Source organism: Gordonia otitidis (genome assembly GCF_020735545.1).
Lineage (GTDB): Bacteria > Actinomycetota > Actinomycetes > Mycobacteriales > Mycobacteriaceae > Gordonia > Gordonia otitidis.
Map to the genome: position 1 here is coordinate 2781619 of NZ_CP085974.1, position 17297 is coordinate 2798915.

The window sequence follows — 17297 nt, forward strand, 5'->3', positions numbered from 1 at the left end:
TGGCGACCGCAGTGATGACGCCACCGGCACAACCGGACGCGGGTTCGGGCACGCCGGTCACGTCCAAACGAGATCAGATCACGCGCGCCGAGGGTTGGCGTCGACGTGGGCCGTTGCTGCCCGCGCTCATCTTCATGATCGTGGTGACACAGGTCCCCTTCGTGTTCACCCTGTACTACTCCACCCAGTCGTGGAACCTGGTACGACCCGGTTCGCGTCGATTCGTCGGACTCGAGAACTACGCGGCCGTCTTCGCCGACAGCCAGTTCTGGAAAGTCACCCTGAACACGATCGTGCTGATCGTCGGAACGGTCCTGATCTCGGTGGTGTTGGGGCTGATCTTCGCGCTGCTGCTCGACCGAAAGTTCCTGGGGCGAGGGATTGTACGAACTCTGCTCATCACTCCCTTCCTGGTCACACCGGTTGCTGCGGCGCTGTTGTGGAAAACGAGCCTGCTCTCGCCGACCAACGGCCTGGTCAACTGGGCGCTCAGTCCGCTGGGAATTCACGTCGACTGGTTGTCGCAGTTCCCGCTCATGAGTGTGATGGCCGAATTGATCTGGCAATGGACGCCGTTCATGATGCTGTTGATCCTCGCCGGTCTGCAGTCGATGCCGCGCGACATCCAAGAGGCGGCGCGCGTCGACGGCGCGACGAGCTTCCGGCTGTTCCGTGAACTCACGCTTCCGCACCTACGGCGCTTCATCGAGCTGGGTACCGTGTTGGGCGCGATCTACCTGGTGAACACCTTCGACGCCGTGTACATGATGACCGCGGGTGGTCCCGGGGTCGCGAGTTCGAACCTGTCATTCTACATCTACCAGCGTGCCTTTCTCGGATTCGACATCGGTCAGGCCGCAGCCATGGGTGTCGTGACCGTCGTCGGGACGATAGTCGTTGCGTCGCTGGCACTTCGACTGATCTTCAAGTCATTCACCGGAACAGAGGAGGCCGCCTGATGACTGCCACCGCAACCCCGACGACACCGCAGTCGGTCGGGTCGCCGTCGGCCACGACGATTCGACGTCGACGCGATCCGCGCGGCGGCGTGCTGACCGCGATCACGTGGATACTCGCCATCGGGTTCTTCTTCCCGGTGCTGTGGATGGTCCTGACCGCGTTCAAGCAGGAGAGCGACGCGGCAACCAACCCGCCGACGTTCTTCTTCACGCCGACACTGCAGCAGTTCCGCAATGTGTTCGATGCAGGCATCGGCACGCCGCTGCTCAACTCGCTCTGCGCCACGGTCGTGTCGACGATTCTCGTTCTCCTGCTCGGGGTACCCGCGGCCTTCGCGTTGTCGCTGCGGCCGGTGCGTAAGACCAAAGATGCGCTCTTCTTCTTCATCAGCACCAAGATGCTGCCCATCGTCGCCGCGATCATCCCGCTCTATGTGATCGTCGGGAAACTCGGGATGCTCGACAACGTCTGGACCCTCATCATCCTGTACACGGCGATGAATCTGCCGATCGCTGTGTGGATGATGCGTTCCTTCTTCCTGGAGGTTCCGGGAGAGCTGTTGGAAGCAGCCAGTATCGACGGTGCGAGCCTGTGGACCGCCGTGCGTGAGGTCATCCTGCCCCTCATCTCGCCGGGTATCGCGGCCACCGCGCTCATCTGCGTGATCTTCTCCTGGAACGAGTTCTTCTTCGCGGTGAACATGACCGCGGTCAACGCACAGACGATGCCGGTGTTCCTCACCGGGTTCATGTCCGGACAGGGTCTGTACTGGGCGCAACTGTCGGCGGCGTCGGTGCTGACCGCGCTTCCCGTCGTCGTATGCGGATGGATCGCGCAGAACAAGCTCGTCCGCGGATTGTCCTTCGGCGCCATCAAGTAGTCACTCACCGACCAACATCTCAGCGAAACACAGGAGTTCACAATGGCTTCCATCACCTACGACAAAGCGTGCTGCGTCTACCCCGGTGCCGACAAACTGGCCGTCGACTCGCTCGACCTCGGCATCGAGGACGGCGAGTTCATCGTCCTCGTCGGCCCGTCGGGCTCAGGCAAGTCGACGGCGCTGCGTATGCTCGCCGGTCTCGAGGAGATCGATTCGGGCGCAATCCACATCGGTGGCAAGAGCATGGTCGGGGTCGCACCCAAGGACCGCGACATCGCAATGGTCTTCCAGAACTATGCGCTCTACCCCAACAAGACCGTCGGTGAGAACATGGGATTCGCGCTCAAGATGCGCGGTGTGCCGACGGCCGAGCGTAAAGCCAAGGTCGCCGAGGCCGCCAAACTACTCGACCTGACAGACTTCCTCGACAGGAAGCCGGCGAAGCTGTCCGGTGGCCAGCGACAGCGGGTGGCGATGGGACGCGCTATCGTGCGCGAACCGCAGGTCTTCTGCATGGACGAGCCGTTGTCGAATCTCGACGCAAAGCTGCGGGTGCAGACCAGAACGCAGATCGCGGCGCTGCAGCGGCGTCTGGGCACCACCACGGTCTACGTCACCCACGACCAGGTGGAGGCGATGACCATGGGAGACAGGGTCGCCGTACTCAAGGACGGCATGCTGCAACAGTTCTCGACCCCTACCGAGCTCTACGATCGGCCGCTGAATGCATTCGTCGCGGGTTTCATCGGGTCACCCTCGATGAATCTGTTCACCGCACCGGTCACCGACGGTTCGGTCGGCATCGGGCAGGCCAGCGTCGACCTCGATGCGGAATCGGAGGCGGCTCTGCGCAAGTCGGGCGTCTCGTCGGTGATCGTCGGTATCCGTCCAGAGCATCTCGCGCTGGCCGACGGTGACAGCGGCATGGACGCCGACGTCGCGCTGTTGGAGGAACTGGGCAGCGAGACCTACGTGTACGCTTCGCTTGCCGACGACTCGATCCGGAACCTCGACGGCGAGCCGATGACCGTGGTAGTCCGATCCCCAGAACGCGCGCCGGCGAAACGTGGCGACGGAATCAGGCTGCGCCAGGCCGACACCGCGGTACACCTGTTCCACCCCGAAACGGGCGAGCGGTTGAACTGATCATGTCGACCGTCTCCGCGCAGGTGGCGACCGCTTTCCGATGGTCACGGGGCCTCGGGGCCCTCGACGCGCCGGGTTTGAATACGTAGACTCCGCGAATGCATGGGCCGCAGTGTGGCTTCGTGCCGACACCGCGCCCCCGCTGCATCATGGATCAACCCTGGCTACATGCCGATAGGGCGAATGCAGATTGAGGGAAAGGATCAGCGTTGATCACAGAAACTCGAACGGCCAGCCGCCCCGTGGACGTCTACAGGACACGCCTCGCGGAGCACGGAGAAATCGAACCACGACCCCACCCCGTGGTGTGGCCCGCCGATCCGGTCGGCCCACTGTCTGCGGGCGAGGTGGCCGGATACCGTGACCGTGGCTACCACACCGCAGAGAACGTGTTGTCCGACAACGACATCGATACCTGTCTGGCCGAGGTGGGAGCGATCACCGACAAGCTCGGCGTCGACGAACGAGTGGTGCGTGAATCGTCGAACGGTGACGTGCGATCACTGTTCGCCGTGCACGAGCTGAGCGACGCGATCGCCGAGATCTGCGCCCGTACCAACATCGCCGGTGTGGCACAACAGATTCTGGGTGACGACGTCTACATCCACCAGAGTCGTATCAATCTGAAGCCCGGCTTCGCCGGGGGGCCGTTCTACTGGCATTCTGATTTCGAGACCTGGCACGCCGAGGATGGCATGCCGACGCCTCGTGCGCTCAGTGTCTCGCTCGCGCTGACCCCCAACCTGACCACCAATGGTGCGTTGATGATCATCCCGGGCTCGCACAAGCAGTTCGTCGGCTGTGTCGGGCAGACGCCCGACGACTATCACAACCAGTCGCTGGTCTCCTACCGTCCGCCGTTCGGGACGCCCGAGGAGTCCGACGTGACCGTTCTCGCCGACGAACACAGCATCGACATGATCACGGGGCCTGCGGGATCGGCACTGTACTTCGATTCGAACTGCATGCACGCGTCCTCGGGCAACATCACCCCGTATCCGCGCAGCAATCTGTTCGTCGTGTTCAATGCGAAATCGAATGCGCTGCAGCAGCCTTTCGCCGCTGACGCGCCGCGCCCCGACTATCTCGCGCACCGCTGATCGAGTCCCGACCGAGTGTGTCGCCGCCCGACGGCCGCACACTCGGTCGGGTCAGTCAGTCGGGGCGTCGGCGAATCCGAGTCCCTCCGAGGTGAGAAAGTAGAACACCGGAAGGATCGGAAAGACGACGAGCGCGATGAGCGGGTAGACGAAGAAGCCGAGTAGTCCGGCAATCAGATAGAGCCCGATTCCCGCCACCGACCGCCACACCCCGTGCCGCGTGTAGTTCGGTTCCACGCCGTCGGCGAGTAGGTCCGGACGTCGAATCAGATAGGCGTACAGGAGAACCCAGCTGGCACACATCGCAGCTGCGATCAGGGCGTAGAGCGCGACGGCGGTGCGGGCGTCGGCGCCGGTGAGATCCTCACGCAACGCGTCGGACAAGACGGCGGTGGGAAACGCGATGAGTGACGTCGTGAAGAGAACGCCGAGGTTGAGTGCGAGAAGCGGCCGATTGGCGTAACGGATTCGGGCAAAGGCCTGATGGTGGTTGAGCCAGATGACACCGACATAGATGAACGCTGCCGTATAGGCGACGTAGTCGGGCCAGTGTGCGACGAGCGCGGGAAACAGTTGACCTGACTCGTGTCGCGGATCGACCAGACTGAGCACGATGATCGTGACGGCGATGGCGAACACGCCGTCGGAGAAGGCTTCGACGCGGCTGGTCGGCAGAGCCGAGAATCGCTGCCGCTGGTCCGGTGCCGTCATGCGAAGACCTCCCGGTCGGATCCGTCGTCTGATGTCGACGGTATCCCGGCCGGGAGGTCTGCGGATTCAGCTGGCGCTGCCGACCGATTGCGCGTCGTCGGACTTCGGCGTCGCTGTCGGTACCGGCTGCGGACCACGCTTGGGAATGGTCAGCGTGATGGCAACCCCCACGAACGCTGCGATCGCGCCGACGAGGAAGCACAAGCGGAACGATGTGTGCGACGGCATGTCCTGCCCGCCCATCGAGACGGTTGCTGTGGTCAGTAGCACCGCCATCACCGCAGACGAGACCGTGGTTCCGATCGAGCGCATCAATCCGTTCAGGCCCACGGCGGAACCGGCCTCGGTCATGGGCACCGAACCCATGATGAGGGTGGGCATTGCCGCGTACCCGATACCGACGCCCGACGCGGCGATGATCGACGCGATCATGAGCTGCCACGGCGAATTCATCAGGAACAGTGCGATCAGGTAACCCACGCCGAGAACGGTCGCACCGATGGCCAGCGTGTACTTGGCGCCGATCTTGTTGATCAGGATGCCCGACACCGGAGAGAAGACCAGCATCATCAGACCACCTGGTGCCATCCAGAGTCCGGCCGCCAGCATGCTCTGCCCGAGTCCGATCCCCGTTTCCTCCGGCATCTCGAGCAGCGCCGGGATGACCACCGACTGCGCCATCATGCCGAAGCCGATCGCGATGGCGGCGATATTGGTCAGCAGGACCGACGGCCGTGCGGTGGTACGCAGGTCGACGAGCGGCTCGGTCGTACGCAACTGATAGAAGCCCCACGCGATCAGGACGACGATGCCTGCGGCGAGCAGCCCCAGCGTCGTGCCGGATGCCCACCCCCAGTCGTTGCCCTTCGAGACAGCGATGAGCGCTGCACACAGGCCGATCGCCAGGCCGATGGCGCCGACGATGTCGAGGCGGCCACCGGTGGCGTCGGGCACGTGCGGCACGACGACGACGACCAGCGCCAGCACGACGGCGCCGAGAGCCGCGGCGACCCAGAACAGGGCGTGCCAGTTCCATGTCTGTGCGATCCACGCAGACAGCGGCAGGCCGATCGCACCGCCGACACCGAGGGTCGCACTCATCGCAGCGATGGCCATCGACGTGATCTTCGGCGGAGTCACTTCGCGCATGAGGCTGATGCCGACCGGGATGAAGCCCATCGCGAGGCCCTGGATGGCGCGACCGATGATCATCGGGATGACCGATTCGCTGAGCGCACACACCACCGATCCGAGAACCAGCAGCACACCGGAACCGACCAGGACCCGCTGTTTTCCGAACATGTCGCCGAGGCGACCCGCGATCGGCATCGCGACGGCTGCGGCGAGCAGCGTTGCCGTGATGACCCACGACGCGTTCGAGCGTGACGTGTGGAGTAGTTGGGGAAGTTCCGGTTGGATCGGGATGACAAGGGTCTGCATCAACGCGGCGACCAAGCCGCCGAAGCAGAGGACGATGACTGTGGCGACCGCGCCGGTGGCGGTCTTGTTCTCCACGTGTGGCAGGGAACCCTGCACAGTAGGGGAAGAATCAGTGTCGGACATGAACACCTCCTTGGGATATGCACACTACATATGTAAGCTACACATGGCTAATGCGCTGGGATATATCGGACATAACCGACAGGTATGCGGCTGAGAGGATTTCGCGTGAGCGACACGGGCGGGCGTGCGGGCCGGGGAGAACATCGTGACGATTACGCGCCGTGGCCCTCGCCGCTCTACCGCGATCTCGCCGACGAATTCCTCCGCATGACGCGGCGGCGCTCACATGTGGACCCCGATTCCGTTCTCGAGGTGTCGGCGTTCAACCTGCTGTGGATTCTCTCCGACGGGAGGCCGCGCACGCTGCGGGAATTGACCGACGCGATGCAACTCGAGCAGTCGACAGTCAACCGGCAGGTGAACGCCGCCATCAAACACGGGTACCTCGAACGGTTCGACGTCGAGGGGGCGATCAGTCGTCAGGTCAGACCCACCGAACTCGGGCGCGAGGCATTCGAGCACGACGGACTGCTGCGGGCCAGGCGACTCGAGCGCGTGCTCTCCGACATGGGGCCGGGCTCGCCGGAAGCATTGTTTCGCGAACTCCACGCCTTCAACGACGCGTATGACCGTACGCTGGCCGACGACGACCGCAACAGAAGGCGGCACGGATAGGAGCATGATGTCCGACGGCTCGACAGCCGACGAGAGCGCCCTCGACGCCCCGCTGAGGTACGTGATCACCGGAGCAGCCTCCGGGATGGGTTTGGCGGTGGCGGAATCGATTCGGGCTCAGGGGCACACGGTGATCGGCGTGGACCAGCGAGACGCCGACGTCGTCGCCGACCTCTCGACCCCGGACGGCCGCCGTGCTGCGATCGCGGCCATCCTCGAACTCAGTGGCGGGATGCTCGCCGGCGCGGTACTTGCAGCCGGGGTCGGCCCGAGAGCGGGTGCCGAGCGGGCGATCGCAGAGGTCAATACTCTCGGGGTCACCGAGGTGTTGACCGGGATCCGAGGTGCGCTCACCGCCTCCGACAAGGCGAAAGTGGTTGTCTTCGGCTCGAATTCGACGACATCGACGCCATTCGTGCCGAAGTCCGCGGTGCGCAGACTGATCGCGGGCGACACAGAGGCCGCGGCCAGGATCATTCGACGACGCGGTAAGACCTTGTCGGGTCCGATCGCGTACGCGGCGTCGAAACTCGCTGTGACGCAGTGGTGTCGCGAACACGGTACCGATCTGGAATGGGCGGGTGCGGGAATCAGGCTCAACGTGATCGCGCCCGGACCGGTGATGACACCCCTACTGCAATCACAACTCGACGGCGCATCTGGCAAGAATGTCCGTTCGTTCCCGGTGCCGGTACGCGAGTACGGCACACCGGAACAGCTCGCCGCCTGGGTCATGCTGATGCTGTCGTCCGACGCCGATTTCATGTCCGGCTCCGTCGTCACGGTCGACGGCGGGACCGAGGCGTACCTGCGGTCGCGCGATTGGCCGGCCCCGTTGCCGCTGCGTGAGGTTCCGCGCACCCTGTGGCGTATGTACCGGGCTCCCAAGGAGGGACGCGTTGTCACCTACTGATCCCGCATCCGACTCGGCGGATTCGTGGTCGCCGGGAGCTCTCGACGGCCTGGTGGTCGCGGACTTCACCCGCGTGCTCGCAGGCCCCTACGCGACGATGATGCTCGCCGACCTCGGCGCGGAGGTGGTCAAAATCGAGCGTCCGGGGGCAGGTGACGACACCAGGTCGTGGGGGCCGCCGTTCACCGACGACGGCATGGCCACCTACTTCGCGTCCGTCAACCGCAACAAGGAGTCGGTGACCCTCGACCTGCGTGACGCCGACGACCTGGCACGTGCACGCGATCTCGCACTGGCCGCCGACGTCGTCATCGAGAACTTCCGTGCCGGGACGATGGACCGGCTCGGTCTGGGATACGACGAGTTACGTTCGCACCGACAAGATCTCGTCTACTGCTCGATCACCGGGTTCGGCAGGGACGGCGGTGCGGCACTGCCCGGATACGACCTCCTCGTGCAGGCCGTCGGTGGGCTCATGAGCGTGACCGGCGCCGGCCCGGACGAGCCCGTCAAGGTCGGTGTGGCGGTTGTCGACGTGCTCGCCGGCCTACACGCGGGAATGGGAATCCTCGCCGCCCTCCGACATCGGGACAGGACCGGCGAGGGCCAACGCGTCGACGTCGACCTGTTCTCGGTGTCGTTGTCGTCGTTGGTCAATCAAGCCTCCGGCTTCCTCAACGCCGGAGTGGTGCCGCAGCCGATGGGTAATCGTCACCCGAGCATCGCCCCCTATCAGGTGTTCTCGACGGCCACCCGCCCGATCGCGTTGGCGGTCGGCAACGACGGTCAGTTCGCGAAAGCCGTCGAGGTGCTCGGGCGGCCCGATCTCGCAGCGGACGAGCGCTTCACGTCGAACGCGGCGCGGGTGGCGCATCGCGACGACCTCATCGACGAGATCACCGCGGTACTGGTGACCAGGGATGCCGATCACTGGTACGCGGAGTTCACCGCGGCGGGAGTGCCTGCGGGTCCGATCAACTCGGTAGCCGAGGCATTCGATTTCGCCGACGACCTCGGCGTCGACGCGCGGGCGACAACCCCGGACAGCCCCGTCATCACCGCCGCCAACCCGATCAGGCTGTCGGCGACACCGGTCACCTACCGCAGCGGTCCGCCAACCCTCGGAAGTGGCTCGGCGACAGCGGACCACACAGCATCTCGAGCCGCGCAAAACGGGGAGAGCTCGGGGTAGCAGGTCGTGACGAGGACCGGCTACTCGTTGTGATCCTTCGGCCAGTCGCCCTCGGTGATGAGGTCCTCGAAGTTCTTGAGGAGATGCGGGTTGAGCTCGTCCTCGACGGCCTTCTCGTAGTTGCCGTTCCATTTGGCGAACCACTTCTCGTCGCGATCCATCAGGTAGATCGGCCAGCCGTGCGTGATGATCAATTCGTCGGAGTAGAGGTCCGTCGAGCCGTCGTCGCGCATGTACCAGTACTTCTGGCCGGAGTCGTAGAACGCGGCCAGTTCTTCGGCCGTGACGAAGTAAGTGCCGTCTGCCTGCCTCATGGTGACGATCGTACGGAGTGCGACGCGCGGGTGGGGCCGGTCTCGACACACGCGCGCCGTCGGTGATGGCACGTATGCCCCATGACAGGGCACGATTGGTATGCGCGGGTGGCCATGAGTCCACGCCGCCAGGACAGATCCTTGACCGTTCCACGCACAGAGAGGTGCCGTGTGTCTTCAGTGCTGGTCGACGTCGCGCAGCTTGCCGACGCCATGCTCTCCGACGCCCCGCCGGTCGTGCTCGACGTGCGGTGGCAACTCGGCGACGTCGACGGCCATGCGCAGTATCGGGCCGGACACATCCCCGGCGCGGTCTACGTCGACCTCGACACCGAGCTGGCCGGACCGCCGTCGCCGCAGTCGGGCAGACATCCGCTGCCCGGCATCGCTGCACTCACCGACGCCGCCCGGTCGTGGGGCGTCGACGACACGTCGCCCGTGGTGGTCTACGACGACAACGGCAACCTCGCGTCAGCCCGTGCGTGGTGGTTGCTGAGGTGGGGAGGCCACCGGGACGTCCGTCTTCTCGATGGCGGCCTGGCCGCCTGGCGCGACGCGGGTATGCGGTTGTCGAGCGGCGACACGCCCGTCCGGCCGGGTGCCGTCACCCTGCGGTCGGGTGCGATGCCTGTCGCCGACATCGACGACGTTGCCGCTCGCGACCCGGGAACCGTACTCGTCGACGCGCGGGCCGCCGAGCGTTATCGGGGCGAGATCGAACCGGTTGATCCCCGAGCGGGACACATACCTGGCGCGATCAGCCTCCCGACCAGTGACAACATCGACGACGGCGGTCGCTTCCGTGCGGCGTCGGATCTTCGGCGACGCTTTGCCGAGGCAGGGGTGACGGACGGGACACCGGTCGTCGCCTACTGCGGATCCGGCGTCAATGCAGCTCATGAGATCGCCGCCCTCGAGATCGCCGGGCTGACCGGAGCCCTGTACCCGGGTTCATGGTCGCAGTGGTCGGCCGACCCCCGGCGCGCGGCCGAGACCGGGTGATCACAGATGTCGCCTCCGGAAGGTGAGACCGACCACAGTCGCGTGCAGCAGCGCGCTCGGCTTACGACTACACAACGATGACAGCAACCGGGTCCCGTCCGACCCGAGAACGAGAAGAGTGAAAATGCGCGATTTCCATTGTTCGAACTGCGGCCAGCAGTTGTCCTTCGAGAACACGATCTGCCTGAACTGCGGCAAGAACCTGGGATTCCATCTGCCCAGTCGCACCATTCAGGTACTCGACGATGACGAGAAGGGCACGATCGACGGTGCGACCATTGTGCGCTGTGCCGACAACATCCCGGCCGCCTGCAACTGGATGGTCGAGGAGGGCCCCGAACTCCCGGCGCTCTGCGAGTCGTGTCGGTTGACGCGCACGCGGCCATCGGATTCCGACGAGCAGGCCATGGCCGCGTTCGCCGAGGCAGAGGCCGCCAAGCGTCGCGTCATCTACGAACTCGACGAACTGGGACTGCCCATCTTCGGCAAGGACACCGATCCGCAGATCGGACTCGCATTCGATCTTCTGTCGAGCCGCGATCAACCCGTCACCACGGGGCACGCGGACGGCGTGATCACGCTCGATCTCGCCGAGGGCGACGATGTGCACCGAGAGCGACTGCGCGTGTCGATGGACGAGCCGTACCGCACGCTGATCGGCCACTTCCGCCACGAGATCGGCCATTTCTACCAGATGGTTCTGGTCGGGGAGGGCCCGAACCTGGAGCGCTACACCGAACTGTTCGGCGATCCCAACACGAGCTATCAGGACGCGATCGATCGTCACTACAACGACGGGCCGCCGGAGGACTGGGAGCAGGATTACGTCTCGTCGTACGCGACGATGCATCCCTTCGAGGACTGGGCCGAGACCTTCGCCCACTATCTGCACATCCGTGACACCCTCGACACCGCGGCCGCGTTCGCATTGGCCCCCGCGGGCGCGACCCTGGAGGCCGATCTGCCGGGCAAGGTCGGTTTCGAGCGGATCATCGGCTGGTGGTTGCCGCTGACATGGGCGCTGAACCAGATCAACCGGTCGATGGGGCATCAGGATCTCTATCCGTTCGTCCTGCCGCCCAAGGTGCTCGAGAAGATGGAGTTCATCCACGAACTCATCACCTCCGACGACCGGGCAGAAGTCGCGCCACAGGCCAGCTGATACGACGCCGCGCTCCCGTGTCGATGCCGGCAGGCGCCCAGCTGCCCTAAAGGGTCGACGCGGGAGTTCGTGCGGGCACACACCTTCGCCGTCCGCGAGCGGGCGTGATCCGTATGACATCTGGCCCGGTTCTCGCGCGGATTGTCATACGGATTGCCCTGTCTCAGGCGACGTGCCGTTCCCGAGAGCACGCGCCAGCGACCACAACGTAGGAATCACCGAGACCACAACCCTTTAAATGACCTGTCACCTCGACTGAACTGGTGTAGTTGCGCGTACGCCGCGCCACCCGACGTCGAGGAGAGAGGCTTTTCGTGAGCTCCCTGAAGTTCCACTGGTTCCTACCCACCAACGGCGGTGACAGCCGCAACGTCGTCGGCGGAGGTCACGGCGTCGCCGCCGAAGCCGCGGGGCGCCCGGCATCGGTGCACTATCTGGGACAGATCGCCCGAAGCGCGGAGCAACTCGGGTTCGAGGCGGCGCTGACCCCGACGGGTGCCTGGTGTGAGGACGCCTGGATCACGACGGCGATGATCAACAGTCTCTCGGAACGGCTGAAGTTCCTGGTCGCGTTCCGTCCGGGCATGACGGCCCCGTTCCTTGCCGCCCAGATGGCCGGGTCCTTCCAGAACCTCTCCGGAGGACGGTTACTGCTCAACGTCGTGACCGGTGGGGAAGACGCCGAGCAGCGGATGTTCGGAGACTTTCTCGAGAAGAAGCAGCGTTACGCGCGGGCCGACGAGTTCCTGGAGATCGTGCGACGACTCTGGACCGGCGACGTCGTGAACTTCGACGGCGAGTACCTCTCGGTCGAGAACGCCGTGTTGCACCAGATCCCGGACCCGTTGCCGCAGATCTACTTCGGCGGCTCGTCACCCGAGGGGATCGCGGTCTCGGCTAAGCACGCCGACGTCTATCTCACCTGGGGTGAACCACCGGAGGCTGTGGCGGAGAAGATCTCTCGGGTACGGAAGGCTGCTGCCGAACAGGGCCGCGAACTCACGTACGGAATCCGTTTGCACACCATCGCCCGCGATACGTCCGAGGCGGCCTGGGCCGAAGCGGATCGGCTGCTGGCCAACATCTCCGACGACGACATCGCGCGTATCCAGACTGGCCTGAAGCGTTCGGCATCCGTTGGCCAACAACGCATGCTGGAGTTGAACAAGGGCTCCAAGGACGGCTTGGAGATCTACCCCAACCTGTGGGCAGGTGTCGGCTTGGTGCGCGGTGGTGCCGGTACCGCGATGGTCGGTTCGTTCACCGAGATCGCCGACCTGATCGAGAGGTATCACGAGGGTGGCATCGACGAGTTCGTGTTGTCCGGTTACCCGCACCTCGAGGAGTCCTACTGGTTCGGTGAAGGTGTGCTCCCCGAGCTGACACGCCGCGGACTGTGGGAACACCCTGCGCCGGTTTCCACTACAGCGTCCGTACCCTTCGGCGCGCCGACTCCGCTCAAGCGGGTGTCGGCATCGTGACGACGGCAGTCGTCGTCGGGAATCCCAAGCCGGCCAGTCGAACCCTGCGCGCCGCAGCGTATCTCGCTTCCGAACTCGTGGGCGGCGAACCCGACCTCACGGTCGATCTCGCGACCCTCGGTGCGGCGATCCTCGACTGGGGTGACGAGCAGGTCAACGACCTGGTGACACAGATCGGCGCGGCTGATCTCGTCGTATTCGCCAGTCCCACCTACAAAGCTGCGTACACGGGTCTGTTGAAGCTCTTCCTCGACCGCTTCGCAGGAGGCACAGGACTGTCGGGAATCGCCATACCGCTGATGCTCGGTGGCAGCACTGCGCATGCTCTCGCACCGGAACTCACGCTGCGCCCCGTACTCACCGAGATCGGCGGCACGGTACCGGGACGCGGCCTCTACGTCGTCGACGCCGCCTACGACGACCCGGTCGCGTACGCCGAATGGCTCACCGCCACAAAACCACTCGTGTCCACATTGCTGAAGGCAGGCTCATGAGCGAACTACGCACCAACCAGTATCTCGACCCCGCGCGGCTACGCAAGGCGTTCGGCATCTTTCCGACCGGAGTCGTCGCGGTCGCCGCAGAAGTCGACGGCCGACTGACCGGACTCGCGGCGAGCTCGTTCACCAGTGTGAGCCTCGACCCGCCGCTGGTGTCGGTGTCGGTTGCGGCCGGTTCGAAGACATGGCCCGATCTCCGACGTGCGGCACATCTCGGTGTCACAATCCTCGCCGACCACCAGGGTGCGGCGTGCCGTCAGCTCGCAGGCGCTGTGGAACACCGATTCGACGGTATCGCCGTCAAGGCGTCCGACGAGGGAGCGGTGACGCTCGACGAGGGGCTCGCGCACTTCGACTGCACCATCTACCGCGAGGTCGAGGCAGGCGATCACATCATCGTGCTGCTCGAACTGCACGCTGTCGATCATGCGGAGGCCGGGGTCGATCATTCCGAAACCCGGGCCGATCATCCCGAGGTCGGCAGCCCGTTGATCTTCCACCGCAGCGGATTCGGCCGCCTCGCGCGGGCCGTATAGCGCACCGGCGCTAGCGCAGGGAGGCCACGAAGGTCGCGGCTATCGCCTCCAGCCCTGCCTGGTCGTCATCGCCGAAACGGTTCGGAACGGGGCTGTCGAGGTCGAAGACGCCGAGCAGCTCACCGTCGCGGACCAGAGGTACGACGATCTCCGACCGGCTGTCGGCGTCGCATGCGATGTGGTCGGCCACGGCGTGGACGTCGGCGATGCGTTGCGTCGTACGCGTTCTCGCCGCGGCACCGCAGACCCCACGGTCGAGTGGGATGCGGACGCACGCGGGCTTCCCCTGGAACGGGCCGACCACGAGCTCGTCGCCGTCGAAGAAGTAGAAGCCGACCCAATTGACCTGTGGTAGGGCGTGATAGACGAGGGCCGATAGGTTCGCCGCGTTGGCCACGCGGTCGGATTCGCCATCGAGGAGTGCGCGCGCGGAGGCGTCGAGCCCGGCATAGTCCACAGCTGCGTCGGTGGTCGGAGTGACGTCGAAACTCATCCCACCACTGTGCCCCGACGCGTGCACTCGTCGCCAGACCGGCGATCAGGCTTGTTCTGTATGTGCCTCGTCAACATGGCTTGTGAGACGACTGTGGCCGGGAAGCTCGATCGCTTCCCGGCCACACATCACGTCAGCTCTACTGGCGGACAGCACGTCCTCGGATGGCGAGGTATCCGGCGATGAGCACGATCGCGACGATGACGCCGACGATGAACGGGATGACCTCCCAGCCGCCGTTCGAGTTGCTGTAGCCCAGCTGGTAGGTCAGCCACGAACCGATGAGCGATCCCAGCACGCCGAGAACGATGGTCATGACGACGCCGATGTCCTGCTTGCCCGGCATGAACAGCCGAGCGAGCGCACCGATGATCAGGCCGACGACGATGGCGCTGATGATTGTTCCGATCACAAGAAACTCCTCCGTTGGAGGGGCCTGTTCCCCTTGGACGATCCACGACTGCTTCATGGACGGAGTGTCGACTCCTCGACGTTTCCGTAAAGGCCCCTGAGTCAACGTACGGCCGCGGAACGGTTATACGGTTCTGCGAAAGCCGCGTCGTGATCCAATCGCAATGTCGGACGAACGACCTATCTCGGGCGTCACTTTTCGGTGTCGATGCCCGAGGTGGTCGACGAGGGGCGGGCAGACGCTCCCGACGTGCGACGACTCAGTGGCGGTGTCGCCTGAGATGCACGAGATGTGTGTCGCGTTCGTCGTTGACCCATGCGTAGTAGAAACCGATGAGGATTCCACCGCCGACGAAGTTCCCCAGCAGCACCGTCCCGAGGTTGCCGAACACCAGACCGATCGGCATGTCGTGTTGGAATCCGACGATCATGAACAGCACGGTGTTGGCCACCGAATGCTCGAAGTCGAGGAAGGCGAACACGAAGACGGCGGTGATCATCGCCATGCATTTGGCGATGTCCTCGGTGAGGTAGCCGTTGTAGACGAGCAGCATCGCCAGGTTGATCATGAAGTTGCAGAGCACAGCGCGGATGAACAGATCCAGCCAGCCGCTGAACCCGTCGCTGAGGTAACCGGTCTTGACGTCGACCGCGTGGACCATCGCGTTGAGCACGGGACCGTCGAGAAGTGTTGTACCGCGCAGCATCACCGCGATCAACAGACCGCCGAGGATGTTGCCGAGGTAGCAGAACACCAGGATGCGCATGATCAGCACGGGCGTCACGCGACGGTAGTAGGCGCCGACCGAGACGATCATCATGTTCGAGGTGAGCAGTTCGGACTTGGTGTAGTAGATGAACACCAACGCCCACCCGAAGGCGAGTGCTCCGATGAGTTTGCCGACCGCGTGGAGTTGGCCGGGCGGTTCCGTCATCGTGTCGAACGCCGCGACGATCGTGTAGTTGATGACGTAGAAGATCGCGATGATGATGCCGGCCATCGCGGCTCGCTGGATGAACCGTCGACGGAGATGACCGGTCATCTTCTTCTTGGACTCGAGCACGTCGAGTGTGGTGCTGATGAAGAACTTGCCCGGGAAGAGCTTGTTGACGTCGAACTCGGGGTCGCTCATGTGTCAACGGTTCCACAGCCCCGGCCACGCTGCCCGATGTACGTACACAACTGCTACGTCAGCGCGAGGCCATCGAAATAATTGTGATGGCCTCGCGCTGACGTCCGGGTTGTGTACGTCCCCGCGGTCAGTCGGCGAGGGTGGCGGTGTCGATGACGAATCGATACCGCACGTCACTGTCGACGACCCGGTCGTAGGCCGCGTTGATCTCGTCGGCGCCGATCTTCTCGATCTCGGCTCCGATGCCGTGCTCTGCGCAGAAGTCGAGCATCTCCTGGGTGGCGGGGATGCCGCCGACCATCGAGCCTGCGATCGACCGGCGGTTCGCCAACAGCGAGAACGCCTTGATCTCCAACGGATGCTCGGGGACACCCAGTTCGACGAGGGTGCCGTCGATGGCCAGCAGACCCAGGTAGTCGTCGAGGTTCAGATTCACCGACACCGTGTTGATGATGAGGTCGAACTCGCCACGCAGGTCACTGAAGGTGTCGGCGTCCTTGGTCGCGTAGTAGTGATCGGCGCCGAACCGCTTGCCGTCGGACTCCTTCGACAACGTCTGACTCAGGACGGTCACCTCTGCGCCGAGAGCGTGCGCGATCTTGACCCCGATGTGTCCGAGACCGCCCATGCCGATGATCGCGACCTTCTTACCCGGGCCGGCTCCCCAGTGTTTCAGCGGCGCATAGAGCGTGATTCCGGCGCAGAGCAGCGGAGCCGCGACGTCGAGTTCGATGCCCTCCGGGATCGCGAGCACGAAGTCCTCAGTGACCACGACCTGCTGCGAGTAGCCACCGTGGGTGAACTCGCCCTCGTAGGTCGTCGAGTTGTAGGTCTGTACGACGCCCTTGGTGCAGTACTGCTCGTCGCCGTTCTTGCAGGCTTCGCATTCGCCGCAGGAGTCGACGAAGCATCCGACGCCGACGCGATCCCCGACCTTGTGCCTGGTCACCTCGTCGCCGACCGCGGCAACCGTCCCGGCGATCTCGTGCCCCGGGACGACGGGGTAGGTCGTGCCGCCCCACTCGTTGCGGGCGGTGTGGATGTCGGAATGGCAGATCCCGGCGAACGCGATGTCGATCAGGACGTCCCTGGGGCCGAGTTCTCTGCGTTCGATGGTCGTCTTCGACAGCGGCTCGTCTGGCGCTGTTGCCCAGAACGCGTTGACGGTCGTCGTCATGGTGG

The 17297-nt window shown here is 64.5% G+C and carries 19 protein-coding genes; 12 read left to right on the forward strand and 7 right to left on the reverse strand.

Annotation, left to right across the window (positions count from 1 at the left end; all coding sequences use genetic code 11):
* The first annotated feature begins 14 nt into the window (after positions 1-14).
* From LK459_RS12755 to thpD, 4 genes are all read left to right on the forward strand, one after another.
* A complete protein-coding gene (locus tag LK459_RS12755) occupies positions 15-959 on the forward strand; it encodes a carbohydrate ABC transporter permease (RefSeq protein ID WP_227923727.1) in 945 nt (314 codons plus the stop codon).
* Positions 959-1840, forward strand: coding sequence for a carbohydrate ABC transporter permease (locus tag LK459_RS12760; RefSeq protein WP_007239080.1), 882 nt, complete (start codon positions 959-961; stop codon positions 1838-1840). Before LK459_RS12755 ends, LK459_RS12760 begins: the two co-directional genes overlap by 1 nt.
* A 42-nt stretch (positions 1841-1882) precedes the next feature.
* Entirely contained in the window at positions 1883-2989 is a 1107-nt protein-coding gene (locus LK459_RS12765; protein WP_227918659.1) for an ABC transporter ATP-binding protein, read from the forward strand.
* Positions 2990-3198: 209 nt separating this feature from the next.
* The gene (gene thpD / locus LK459_RS12770) at positions 3199-4089 is read left to right on the forward strand and encodes an ectoine hydroxylase (protein WP_227918661.1); all 891 of its coding nucleotides are present in this window, start codon (positions 3199-3201) and stop codon (positions 4087-4089) included.
* Positions 4090-4140: 51 nt separating this feature from the next.
* Here thpD and LK459_RS12775 read toward each other — a convergent pair whose 3' ends face one another.
* Positions 4141-4800 (reverse strand): TMEM175 family protein, encoded by a 660-nt coding sequence (locus LK459_RS12775; protein ID WP_227918662.1) that lies wholly within the window; start codon positions 4798-4800, stop codon positions 4141-4143.
* Between the two features lie 66 nt (positions 4801-4866).
* On the reverse strand, positions 4867-6363 hold the full coding sequence (locus LK459_RS12780) for an MFS transporter (protein WP_227918663.1): 1497 nt from the start codon (positions 6361-6363) through the stop codon (positions 4867-4869).
* Between the two features lie 105 nt (positions 6364-6468).
* Between LK459_RS12780 and LK459_RS12785 the strand changes: the two genes are divergently transcribed.
* The 3 genes from LK459_RS12785 to LK459_RS12795 are packed head-to-tail and all read left to right on the forward strand — an operon-like array spanning position 6469 to position 9083.
* Positions 6469-6978: a MarR family winged helix-turn-helix transcriptional regulator gene (locus LK459_RS12785; RefSeq protein ID WP_007237516.1), complete on the forward strand. Its 510-nt coding sequence runs from the start codon at positions 6469-6471 to the stop codon at positions 6976-6978.
* A gap of 7 nt (positions 6979-6985) precedes the next feature.
* Positions 6986-7891, forward strand: a complete 906-nt coding sequence (locus tag LK459_RS12790; RefSeq protein ID WP_227923729.1) for an SDR family oxidoreductase — start codon at positions 6986-6988, stop codon at positions 7889-7891.
* Positions 7878-9083, forward strand: a complete 1206-nt coding sequence (locus LK459_RS12795) for a CaiB/BaiF CoA transferase family protein (protein WP_227918664.1) — start codon at positions 7878-7880, stop codon at positions 9081-9083. Before LK459_RS12790 ends, LK459_RS12795 begins: the two co-directional genes overlap by 14 nt.
* Positions 9084-9103: 20 nt before the next feature.
* On the opposite strand, the gene LK459_RS12800 is transcribed toward LK459_RS12795, so the two are convergent.
* The gene (locus LK459_RS12800) at positions 9104-9397 is read right to left on the reverse strand and encodes a hypothetical protein (protein ID WP_005168897.1); all 294 of its coding nucleotides are present in this window, start codon (positions 9395-9397) and stop codon (positions 9104-9106) included.
* A gap of 171 nt (positions 9398-9568) precedes the next feature.
* On the opposite strand from LK459_RS12800, the gene LK459_RS12805 reads away from it, so the two are divergent.
* The 5 genes from LK459_RS12805 (at position 9569) to LK459_RS12825 (ending at position 14078) form a co-directional block, all read left to right on the forward strand.
* The gene (locus LK459_RS12805; protein WP_227918666.1) at positions 9569-10399 is read left to right on the forward strand and encodes a sulfurtransferase; all 831 of its coding nucleotides are present in this window, start codon (positions 9569-9571) and stop codon (positions 10397-10399) included.
* A 124-nt stretch (positions 10400-10523) separates the two neighbouring features.
* Positions 10524-11561, forward strand: coding sequence for a zinc-binding metallopeptidase family protein (locus tag LK459_RS12810; protein ID WP_227918668.1), 1038 nt, complete (start codon positions 10524-10526; stop codon positions 11559-11561).
* A 314-nt stretch (positions 11562-11875) separates the two neighbouring features.
* On the forward strand, positions 11876-13042 hold the full coding sequence (locus LK459_RS12815) for an LLM class flavin-dependent oxidoreductase (RefSeq protein WP_227918670.1): 1167 nt from the start codon (positions 11876-11878) through the stop codon (positions 13040-13042).
* Positions 13039-13536: an NAD(P)H-dependent oxidoreductase gene (locus LK459_RS12820; protein WP_227918671.1), complete on the forward strand. Its 498-nt coding sequence runs from the start codon at positions 13039-13041 to the stop codon at positions 13534-13536. Before LK459_RS12815 ends, LK459_RS12820 begins: the two co-directional genes overlap by 4 nt.
* On the forward strand, positions 13533-14078 hold the full coding sequence (locus LK459_RS12825; protein WP_227918672.1) for a flavin reductase family protein: 546 nt from the start codon (positions 13533-13535) through the stop codon (positions 14076-14078). Before LK459_RS12820 ends, LK459_RS12825 begins: the two co-directional genes overlap by 4 nt.
* A 10-nt stretch (positions 14079-14088) precedes the next feature.
* On the opposite strand, the gene LK459_RS12830 is transcribed toward LK459_RS12825, so the two are convergent.
* The 4 genes from LK459_RS12830 to LK459_RS12845 all read right to left on the reverse strand — a co-directional run bounded on the left by LK459_RS12830 (position 14089) and on the right by LK459_RS12845 (position 17292).
* Positions 14089-14571, reverse strand: a complete 483-nt coding sequence (locus tag LK459_RS12830; protein ID WP_227918674.1) for a GAF domain-containing protein — start codon at positions 14569-14571, stop codon at positions 14089-14091.
* Between the two features lie 139 nt (positions 14572-14710).
* On the reverse strand, positions 14711-14983 hold the full coding sequence (locus LK459_RS12835) for a GlsB/YeaQ/YmgE family stress response membrane protein (protein ID WP_007237506.1): 273 nt from the start codon (positions 14981-14983) through the stop codon (positions 14711-14713).
* Positions 14984-15242: 259 nt separating this feature from the next.
* Positions 15243-16115: a formate/nitrite transporter family protein gene (locus LK459_RS12840; RefSeq protein WP_007237505.1), complete on the reverse strand. Its 873-nt coding sequence runs from the start codon at positions 16113-16115 to the stop codon at positions 15243-15245.
* Between the two features lie 127 nt (positions 16116-16242).
* Positions 16243-17292, reverse strand: coding sequence for an NAD(P)-dependent alcohol dehydrogenase (locus tag LK459_RS12845; RefSeq protein WP_007237504.1), 1050 nt, complete (start codon positions 17290-17292; stop codon positions 16243-16245).
* Positions 17293-17297 lie beyond the last annotated feature (5 nt).